This window comes from Methylobacterium sp. E-041 (assembly GCF_022829665.1).
Lineage (GTDB): Bacteria > Pseudomonadota > Alphaproteobacteria > Rhizobiales > Beijerinckiaceae > Methylobacterium.
On record NZ_JAKSYQ010000285.1, the window covers coordinates 217,031 to 226,757 of the forward strand.

At 61.9% G+C, this 9,727-nt stretch carries 9 protein-coding genes and 1 pseudogene; 8 read left to right on the forward strand and 2 right to left on the reverse strand.

The annotated features are described in order from the left end of the window. Positions 1-37: 37 nt before the first annotated feature. The 5 genes from MKK70_RS26705 to MKK70_RS26725 all read left to right on the forward strand — a co-directional run bounded on the left by MKK70_RS26705 (position 38) and on the right by MKK70_RS26725 (position 4,553). Positions 38-439 carry a hypothetical protein gene (locus MKK70_RS26705; RefSeq protein ID WP_243950908.1) on the forward strand — a complete coding sequence of 134 codons (402 nt, stop codon included), beginning with the start codon at positions 38-40 and terminating at the stop codon, positions 437-439. A gap of 250 nt (positions 440-689) precedes the next feature. Then, positions 690-1,184, forward strand: a complete 495-nt coding sequence (locus MKK70_RS26710; protein WP_243950910.1) for a hypothetical protein — start codon at positions 690-692, stop codon at positions 1,182-1,184. A 284-nt stretch (positions 1,185-1,468) separates the two neighbouring features. Continuing rightward, complete coding sequence (locus MKK70_RS26715; RefSeq protein ID WP_243935107.1) at positions 1,469-1,714, forward strand: hypothetical protein; 246 nt, start codon at positions 1,469-1,471, stop codon at positions 1,712-1,714. Beyond that, a complete protein-coding gene (locus MKK70_RS26720) occupies positions 1,695-2,153 on the forward strand; it encodes a hypothetical protein (RefSeq protein ID WP_243950911.1) in 459 nt (152 codons plus the stop codon). Before MKK70_RS26715 ends, MKK70_RS26720 begins: the two co-directional genes overlap by 20 nt. Before the next feature lie 36 nt (positions 2,154-2,189). Beyond that, positions 2,190-4,553: a hypothetical protein gene (locus tag MKK70_RS26725; protein ID WP_243950913.1), complete on the forward strand. Its 2,364-nt coding sequence runs from the start codon at positions 2,190-2,192 to the stop codon at positions 4,551-4,553. A gap of 22 nt (positions 4,554-4,575) precedes the next feature. On the opposite strand, the pseudogene MKK70_RS26730 reads toward MKK70_RS26725, so the two are convergent. Together MKK70_RS26730 and MKK70_RS26735 are read right to left on the reverse strand one after the other, a co-directional pair. Then, positions 4,576-5,333: pseudogene (locus MKK70_RS26730) on the reverse strand (NtaA/DmoA family FMN-dependent monooxygenase); the annotation flags it as partial. Between the two features lie 13 nt (positions 5,334-5,346). Continuing rightward, positions 5,347-6,567: a monooxygenase gene (locus MKK70_RS26735; protein ID WP_243950915.1), complete on the reverse strand. Its 1,221-nt coding sequence runs from the start codon at positions 6,565-6,567 to the stop codon at positions 5,347-5,349. Between the two features lie 463 nt (positions 6,568-7,030). Between MKK70_RS26735 and MKK70_RS26740 the strand changes: the two genes are divergently transcribed. The 3 genes from MKK70_RS26740 to MKK70_RS26750 all read left to right on the forward strand — a co-directional run. Continuing rightward, on the forward strand, positions 7,031-8,020 hold the full coding sequence (locus MKK70_RS26740) for an ABC transporter substrate-binding protein (RefSeq protein WP_243934437.1): 990 nt from the start codon (positions 7,031-7,033) through the stop codon (positions 8,018-8,020). Positions 8,021-8,024: 4 nt separating this feature from the next. Continuing rightward, positions 8,025-9,068: an LLM class flavin-dependent oxidoreductase gene (locus MKK70_RS26745; RefSeq protein ID WP_243950917.1), complete on the forward strand. Its 1,044-nt coding sequence runs from the start codon at positions 8,025-8,027 to the stop codon at positions 9,066-9,068. Between the two features lie 14 nt (positions 9,069-9,082). After that, positions 9,083-9,727 (forward strand): NtaA/DmoA family FMN-dependent monooxygenase (locus tag MKK70_RS26750; protein ID WP_243950919.1); only part of this gene is annotated, 645 nt, incomplete at its 3' end.

The window sequence follows — 9,727 nt, forward strand, 5'->3', positions numbered from 1 at the left end:
ATAGTGCTAAATTCAACCATAGTTTTTATGATGGTTCTTGTTAAAAAGTTTTTATGACCAAATGATAAAACAAATCAATACGAAGACGATAGTACCGCGCGACAAAGATCTACAACATAATCTAAGTGTCCATCTCACAGGAAAAATAAAAATGCCATCAATTGATGTCATTGGTCGGATCACCGGTGCGGCTGGTGGGATCGACTCGACCACAAGCGTTGGTTCAGATACCCTATCGCAGGCGATCAATAGCGCTCATCTTTCAGCAATGGGCGCAGAATTGTTTACTGTTGTAGCTCCTCTGACAGCAGGTACGGTTGGTATGGTAGCGGCCGATCTCCAAATAAACAAATTGATTGCAGGCCATAATCAAGGCGCTTCCGTTAATACTCAAGTCGCCGATGTCATTACTTTGATCGGTGACATCAGTATCACCTGAAGGAGGCGGCCGACCAGCGGGTGAAGGCGCTCCAGAAGGTGGCGGTGGCCGACCAGAGCCTGCGCAAGGAGCGCCAGCGCGAGGCCTTGCGGCACTTGCGGGCTTCGGTGTCGGGCGCAGGTCCGCGCGGAAGGGGCGGAGGTGGCGCTGCGGCCGGGGATGACGGCGCAGGTCGACATCGCCACGGGCAAGCGCCGGATCGTCGCCTTCCTCCTCGATCCCCTCGAGAAACACGTCTCGGAGGCAGGACATGAACGATAGAACCAGAGGACAGGTCGCTTATTTCCGTACGTTGACAATGCACGTGTTATTTACCGTGTTTTATTTCACAATATCATCCTCATGTTCAAGATCGCATGCGGAAATAATCTTCAATAGATGTACAGACATAAAGGAATTTGTATCCAAAATCAAAAGCTTTTCCCCGACGAAAGACAAAGACACATTCGTTTACAAGCTGGATGGACATCAGATATTTAAAGTGCATATTTCTGATGAAAGTGCTGTAATAACTACTGTAAGAGGCAACCCGACGTATTCAGTCGAGAATGTCAAGGGGATTTTTATGGAAACATATGATCACATCGAACAATTGCCGGATGATTCCTCTATCATCAGATACATAGTAGTGACTGATATAGTGGGAGGCAGTTCTATTATTCATGCAACAAGAAGCCCTGATGGAAAAATAAAAAGAATAGACGTTGAAAGAAATCAAATAAATCGACTCTGCAGGATAAATTGAACCTCATTGTTAGGAGAAGAAAATGGCACAAACTGTTGATGGCGGCCCGGTCAAAATCATCGTTAGCGGGAGCCACCAAGATGCACTGGTGAATTATGCTCATAAGTTGATCGACACCGATGCTCGGGTCGACCGCTCGATTGTCATAACCGGGCACGGATTTCATCGCGGGTCTAACGATGTGGTTGCGACCGACAACCCAAATGATCTACCTGTTCCGTTGCTTATCAGCATCTATAGCGTGCTATATGACGATTCTACAAATAATAGACAGAAACCACTAGGTGTTGCCAACGATCAGTCGGGCGCAACTTCACGGCCTGTCGGGCGACCGCGGGGGACAAGGCTACCGTCTCCTCGTCTCCTTGCATCGCGCGCAGGTCCGCGCGGAGGGGGCGGACATTGCACTGCGGCTGGGGATGCCAGCGCAGGTCGACATCGCCACCAGCCAGCACTGGGCGATCGCTTTCCTCTTGAATCCCATCGAGAATCATGTCGAGGAGGCCGGGCATGTCGGTAAAACTTTATAGAAAATCGGCCGCCATCTCCCCAATATCCGTCTGGATTGTCAAATTTCTGATTGCAACATCTCGATCATATTTTCTTGTAGCTATAATTTTTTTCACTGCCATTCCGAGACATTCATACGCCAAAAACAGGAATACACCATTTTACTTGTTTGCTTTAGGGTGCTGGAAAAAATCAGATGGAGAAATTATCGATCGCTTGTGCTTTGACTCAAAGGGCACAGTTACCGGAATTACATCAAAAACCGGCGAAGCATTTTCCGAAAATGGTATTTTCCAGGCCACATCAACCTCTATCACAATCATGGGGTTTCCCGGAAATGGGTGGCCCTCTCCAAATGAAGTAGATAAATGTAAATACAATGTTTCAATAGACAATTCCAAATTACGATTCGAAGATTGCGGATTAAATGGCACTTGGGAAAAGACAAGCCTAAAGTAAAATCAATGCGTCATTACTCTTGCATGGAGATGACAAATGGATAACACACAAAGAATTGGCAATGTGACAATTGACTATACTGGTGTTCCGGCAAATATGTTATCGTCGGTGAAATCAACATTTGCAACGCTTTACGGCGACGCGCAAACGTCAGATTTGATACAAGGACAGAATACCAGCTATCGAATTGCTTTTTCAAACGGCGATCCAGCTAAAAATGCAACAACGAGCGGCGGCGGGGAGAATGCAGTCACAACGTTTAATATTAACAATATGCATCCCGATGGTGCCGGGGGCGTTGTAATGATAAATTCAAATGGTGTAGCCAAGCCCTTTGAGATCACCGCAGTGCATGAAGCAGTACACGTAGAATTCCCAGACCTTTCTGGGGACACGAGGATTGGGCACGACAATGCAGTCGGCGATTATTTATTTAGGACCATAACTATAGACACGGCAAACAGGTTGTTTGGAAATCATGATAGTGATGAAAATGCCGCGCGCACTAGTGATTTAGCTGGTGCAAATCAAAATGACGCGTTTTTGGCAAGCGGCATAAAATTAGATCAAATCAATAATACCGCACAAGCAATAAATATCCTTAGGGATGGAAACAGCGGTATTAAGCAATTTCTATCGCCTAAGGCGCAAAAAGATGAATATGACGCCCCAGATATTGGTGAGGCTGGTGCATATAAATATAAAATCCAAGACGAAGACGGTAACAACAGTATCGCCGACTATAGTACAACAGGTGTTGAAAATTCGGTCTACCATTACGATCAGAGTGGAAATCTACAATCTGTCGATATATATGCTGGTGGAAATTATAATTTTGACGGCGCAAATATAAATATTATGTCAGGTGAATTAATAAACATTTCTGGGACAGGGGACGTTATTCAACTTCAGAGCAACGCCGACAATCAGATCGGCGTGTTTGGCCAAAACCAAACCGTCAACGGCGACACGGGCAACGACGTAGTCAACCTCGGCGGTGACGGAACCACGGCAACCGTCAACGGTGGCGGCACTGTAGGCCTTATTAACAATGGACAAAGCCTGATGCTCGGCGACAGCGGCTCGACCGTCAACACCGCGCCGGCTGTTGTGAACGAGGTCATCAGCGGATCGGGTGAAGGCATCAACCTCACCGCCAACTCGGCCGCGAACATCGACGGCTCTGGTAATACGATCAATCTCAACACCGGCGACAGCATTGCCGTCCATGGCGGGGGAAACACCATCAACGGGGGCGCCGACGAACGCATCTACATCGGAAATACAGACGGTAATCCCGATACACTTAATGTCAGCAATGACCGTGAGAATTCGGATGCGATCGATCACCAGACCACCGGGATCTTCTTCGGCCCCCAAACGCAGGCGTCTCTCAACGGAACGGGCGACGGATACTCATCGGCGCCGGGGGACCAGATCACGTCCCCGGATGACTTCATGAGCGATTACGAAGGAAACGCGCCTTTCGACAACGGATACTATAGCGGGGATGATCCAAGCAGTTCTGGTCAAGGAGACGATCCAGGCGGCTCGGACGGCTCCACCAGCCCCGGAAGCCCGGACGGCTCGGATGGGTCGGACGGCTCCATCAACCCCGGCAGCGCGGACGGCTCGGACGGTTCCACCAGCCCCGGCAACTCGGACGGCTCGGACGGGTCAATCGGTGCGGACGGCGGGGACGACGGAGGTTTCTTTGGTGGCTTCGGCGACCCGCTGATCCTCGACCTCGCCCACGGCGGCGTTCAGACCGTGAACGCCGACCATTCGCCCGCGCGCTTCGATATGGGGAACGACGGCCGCCGGGTTCAGACAGGATGGGGAACGCCAGGCGAAGGCTATCTCGTCGACCTTCCGAGCGGTGCCCAGACCCCGACCGATGCTGCCGATCTCGTGCCGACCTTCGAAGCCCTACGAGCGGCGGATACGAATCATGACAGCGTGCTCGATGCGCATGATGCGGGCTGGAGCAACCTGAAGGTCTGGGTCGATGCGTCCGGGACCGCGGTATCGGACCCCGGTTCGCTCCACTCCCTGGGCGATCTGGGCATCGTGTCTATCGATCTGAACGCCACGCCGGATGGTCGCCCCGATCACGGAAACACGATCTTGGCCGACGGGAGGTTCACGTGGGCCGACGGCTCTCGCGGCGACATCGCGGACGTCGCCTTGCGGTTCCGGACGAACCCGTCGCCGGTCTCGAACGGCGCGGCCGCCATCGATCCCGGAACCCAGACGCAGGCGTCGCAGCTCGTCGCGGCGATGTCGACCTTCGGCGTCAACCCGGCTGCCGAAAGCACGGTGCAGACCGCCCCGCCATCGGGTCAAATCGCCCTGACGGTCGATCCGACCGCCGCGCAAGCGCGCAGGCTGGCGGCCTAGGCTGTCCGGAATGGCGTCTCCCGGCGGCCGCGTCCTCCAGCGTCTGCTGGGCCGTGACGATCACCTCGGCGGTGCGGGCGGCGAGCGCCTTGCCGGCTTCCGAGGAGCCGGCCTGCACCACGACCGGATGCCCCTGCGGCGCACGCGGCACGTTGAGGGGGCCGCGCACCGAAACATGCGCCCCCTCGTGCGCGAGGAAGTGCAGCCTTTCGGGATCGAAGAAGCGCCCGGATTCGCGATCGCGCACGAAGGCGTCGTCCGCGTAGGAATCCCACAGGCCGCGCACGACATCGACGAACTCCTCCGCCCTGGCATATCGGTCGGCATGGGCGAGGTGGCTCGCGCGGCTGAAATTCCAGGCCTCGCGCGGGTCGGCGGAGGTGACGAGGTTCCAGCCCGCGCGGCCGCCGCTCAGATGGTCGAGGAAGGCGAACTTGCGCGCGACGTGGAACGGCTCGTTGTAGGTCGTGGACGCGGTCGCCACGAGGCCGATGCGCTCCGTGACCGCCGAGAGGTGAGACAGCAGGGTCAAGGGCTCGAACTGGCCGACATAGCGGATCGCCGTCCGGCTCAGGGCCTCGAGGTCGTCGCCCCGGACGCTGACCCCGTCGGCGAGGAAGATCAGGTCGAACTTCGCCGCCTCGGCCGTGCGGGCGATCTGCCGGTCATGGGCGGCGTTGATCCCGGCATCGGCCTGCGACGACGGATGCCGCCTGCGGCGACATGGTGTCCGCCGGGATACAGGAACGCGCCCAGGCGCATGCGGTCGCGGCGTCCCATGCCCGTCGCCGCCTCACGCCGATCCGACGCGATATTGGCGCGGCGGCGCCGCGCCGGAGATCGCGAAGGCGCCGACGGAGCGGTCCCGGTAGATCCGCGGATTGTGCGAGGCGATGGTGCGGGCGTTGCGCCAGTAGCGATCGAGCCCGGTTCCGACCTTGACCGCGGAGGCGCCGAGCGCGTCGAACAGGCTGGTCGTCGCGGTCAGGATCAGGTCGGTGACCACGCCGACCGCCTGGTTGACCTCGACATCGGCGAGCGTCGCCTGTCGCTCCGCATCCGGCGATCCGGCACGGTGCGCGTCGTAAACCCTCTGCAGCGCCTCGGCGGCCTTGAGCACGATCGCGCCCGCCGCGTAGGCGTTGGCCCGAACGCGGCCGACGACCGCCTGGATCTGCGGATCGTCGGCCGTCCGCCCGGCATTGCCGTGGCTGTAGACGCGGGTGCGCTCGGCCACCAGCCGCGCCACGTCGTCGGCCGCAGCCCGGCCGACGCCCGCCAGCGTCGCCAGGTGCACGAGCTGGAAGAACGCCATGGCATAGGGGAAGCGGGCGGGATCGGGCTTGATCAGGCCCGGATCGAGCACCACGCCCTCGAAGGTCGCGGTGCCGCTGGCGGTGAGCGCCTGCCCGAATCCGTCCCAATCGTCGACGATGGTCACGCCGGGCGCGCGCACGGGCACCGCCGCGGTGACCGGGCCGCCCGCTTCGTCCTCGGCCGAGAGGTGGATGTAGTCCGCGAACAGCGAGCCGGTCGTGTAGAATTTCCGGCCATCCACCACATGGGCGCCGTCACGCCGGCGCACCACCGTGTCGAAGGCGCCGACCTTGGCCGGCCCCGTTTCCGAGACGCCGCTGCCGATGGTCTCGCCGGCTCCGATCCGCCCGATCCAGGCCGCGCGCCATTCCGGCGACGACGAGCAGAGCGCATCCTCGGTGAAGCCGAAATGGGCCCGGAGCGCATTGGTGACATTGGAATCCGCGACCGACAGCTCGACCAGCAGGGCGAACAGCTCGGGCAGGCTCGCGCCGTGGCCGCCCTCGGCCGGCGCGAGGCGCAGGGTGGTGAAGTTGGCTTCCCGCAACCAGCCGATCTCGGCATGAGGCAGGCGACGGCTGCGGTCCCGCTCGACCGCCGTGGCGCGGATCTCGGCGAGGACCGGGCGGAACCGGTCCGCGAGCTCCTCGTAGCGCCCGCTCGGCCCCGCACCCCAGCCTGCATCCGTCTGTGACATGAACACGATTTCCCGATTCCGGCCGACTGCGCGACAGAGCGACCGATAAATCGATGAATTGCCCTCCAATCTCAAGCCGAGCATCGTGCAAGCACATGTTTTTGGAATGTCTGCCCTGGCTTTGAGGAGAGCAAGGTAGTTTTGTTTCGATCTGTGCCGACAGGAAAGAAGACGTTTTCCCGGTCCAGATCCGGATCATCAAGCTCGGACCGATCGCTCGGCAGGATCTCAGTATTATCTGCATACCGCCGCTCACGAACAGACAGGAGACCTATTCTCTCCGACGAGCCGATCGAAGAAGGCGCTTCCACGCATCCGGGGAAAATCGAAACCGTGGTTTCTTGATCCGACGCCCTTGCTCGACTTCAATACGCGAGCCGGCGAGCGGCGGGCGGGCCCGAGACGGCGTGGCCGCCGCCGTATCGGCCTCTCTCCCGCCTTCCAGCCGATGTGCGAGCCTTCGATGACCGACGAGACCCCGTGGCGGATCGCGCCCTCCCGCCGTTCGCTCCTCCGCACCGGGCTCGGCGGAGCCGCTGCCCTGGCGCTCGGTGCGCCGGCCGTACGCGCGGCGCCGCGCGAGGTGAAGATCAGCATGCAGCGCTCGTCGGTGCTGTTCACGGTGCTGAAGGTGAAGGGCACGCTCGCCGAGCGGCTCGCCCCGCTGGGCTTCACGCCGTCCTGGCACCTGTTCACCAGCGTGATCGAGCCGATGAATGCCGGCGCCGTGGATATTCATGCGGACGTCGCCGACGCCGTGCCGATCTTCACCCAGTCGGCCAAGGCGCCGCTCACCTTCTACGCCCGCGAGCGGGGCGCGCCCGCGGCCGAGGCGATCATCGTGCCGGCCGACTCCGCGATCCGCACGATCGCCGACCTGAAGGGCAAGACGGTGGGCGTCTCCCGCGGCTCGGGGAGCCATTACGTGCTGGCCGCCGCGCTCAGGCGCGCCGGCCTGACGTTCGCCGACATCAAGCCCGCCTACCTCCAGGCGCCGGACGGAGCCGTCGCCTTCGATCAGGGCAGCCTCGACGCGTGGTCGATCTGGGACCCGTTTCTGGCCTTCGCGGAGGCCAAGCGCCCGGTGCGGGTCATCGCCGACGGCGGCGGGCTGACGAGCTACCACCGCTATTATCTGGCGAACGACAGCTTCGTCGCGGCACAGCCCGAGGTGGTGGCGACCGTCTACCGCTCCCTGGTGGAGGCCGGTGCCTGGATGAAGGCGAACCCGGAGGCGGCCGTGGCGCTGCTCGCCCCGATCTGGGGCGACCTGCCGCCGGCGGTCGTCGCCGCAGCCAACAGCCGCCGGACCTACGCCGTCGAGCCGGTGGAGCGCGCCCAGCTCGGCGAGCAGCAGGCCATCGCCGACGTGTTCTACGAGGCCAAGCTCATCCCCCGCCGGATCGACGCCACCGACGTGCCGATCTTCCAGCCCCCCGTCGGCCGGGGCTGACGCCGTGACCCATGCTCCCCGTTTCGGCATCTGGGCCGCCGTCCACGGCTCCCGCGCCTCCCACCACGATCCCGACGAGCCGGACGATGCCGGCTGGGAGCGCAACCGCGCCCTGGTGCTCGAGGCGGAGGCGCTCGGCTTCGACACGGTGCTGGTCGCCCAGCACACGATGAACCCCTACGATTCCGGGCGCGACCAGCTCGAGGCCTGGACCGGGGCGGCGGCGCTCGCGGCGCTGACCCGGCGCATCGAGATCATCGCGGCGATCAAGCCGGGACTGTACCACCCGGTGGTGCTCGCCAAGATGGCGCTGCAGATCGAGCATATCAGCGGCGGGCGCTTCGCCCTGAACCTCGTGAATGCGTGGAACAAGGCGGAGTTCGAGCGGGCCGGCCTGCCCTTCCCGGCCCATGACGACCGCTACGCCTACGGCCGCGAATGGATCGGCCTCGTGGACCGGCTGATGCGCGGGGAGACCGTGACCTTCGCGGGTGCGCACTTCCAGGTCGAGGAGTATCGGCTCCGCCCGGCCGGCACCTTCCGGCCGCGGCCGACCATCTATCTCGGCGGCGAATCCGAGCCGGCCCGGGCGTTGGCGGCCGACCACGCCGACGTGTGGTTCATCAACGGCCAACCGCTGCGGGACGTCGCGGCCTTGATCGCCGACCTGCGCCAGCGTCCCGCCGCCAACGGCCCCTTGCGCTACGGGCTTTCGGCCTTCGTGATCGCCAGGGACACCGATGCCGAGGCGCAAGCCGAGCTTGCCCGCCTCCTCGCCCTCGCAGAGCGCGACGCGCCGTTGCGGGCCGACACCCGCGCCCGGACCGATCAGGCGAGCGTGATGTTCGCCAAGACCGATGCCGCCGCCTCGCGGCACGTCGGAACCAATGGCGGCACCGCCGCCGGGCTGGTGGGCAGCTACGACACGGTGGCCGAGCGCATCCGCGCCTTCCACGCCGCCGGCATCGACCTGTTCATGCTGCAGTTCCAGCCGTTCGAGGCGGAGATGCGCCGCTTCGCCGAGCAGATCCTGCCGCGCGTGCGCTGAACCGGAGACCATCGATGAGCGGCCGCCAGCTGCACCTCAACGTCAACCTGCTGCATTCGGGCGTCTACCCGTCCGCCTGGCGCCTGCCGGACAGCCGGCCGGACGCCTTCGTCGACGTCGACCACTTCGTGCGCGTCGCTCGGATCGCGGAGCGCGGCAAGCTCGACGCGATCTTCCTGGCCGACACACCCGCGATCAACGACCGGATCGACCACCGACCGTTCAACGCCCTCGAGCCGACCGTGGTGCTCGCGGCCGTGGCGGCGGCGACGCGCCATGTCGGCCTCGTGGCCACCGCCTCGACGACCTACAACGAGCCCTACAACCTCGCCCGCCGCTTCGCGAGCCTCGACCTCGTGAGCCGCGGCCGGGCCGGGTGGAACGTGGTGACGACGGCCGACGCCGCCGCCGGCCGCAACTTCGGCTTCGCGGGCGCCTCGGCGCACGGCGCGCGCTATGCCCGGGCGCGGGAGTTCACCGACCTCGTCCACGCCCTGTGGGACAGCTGGGAGGACGACGCGTTCGTCGGCGACAAGGCGAGCGGCCGCTTCGTCGACGCCGCCAAGGTCCACGCCGTGAATCATTGCGGCACGCACTATTCGGTCGCCGGGCCGCTCACGGTGCCGCGCAGCCCGCAGGGACGCCCGGTGACCTTCCAG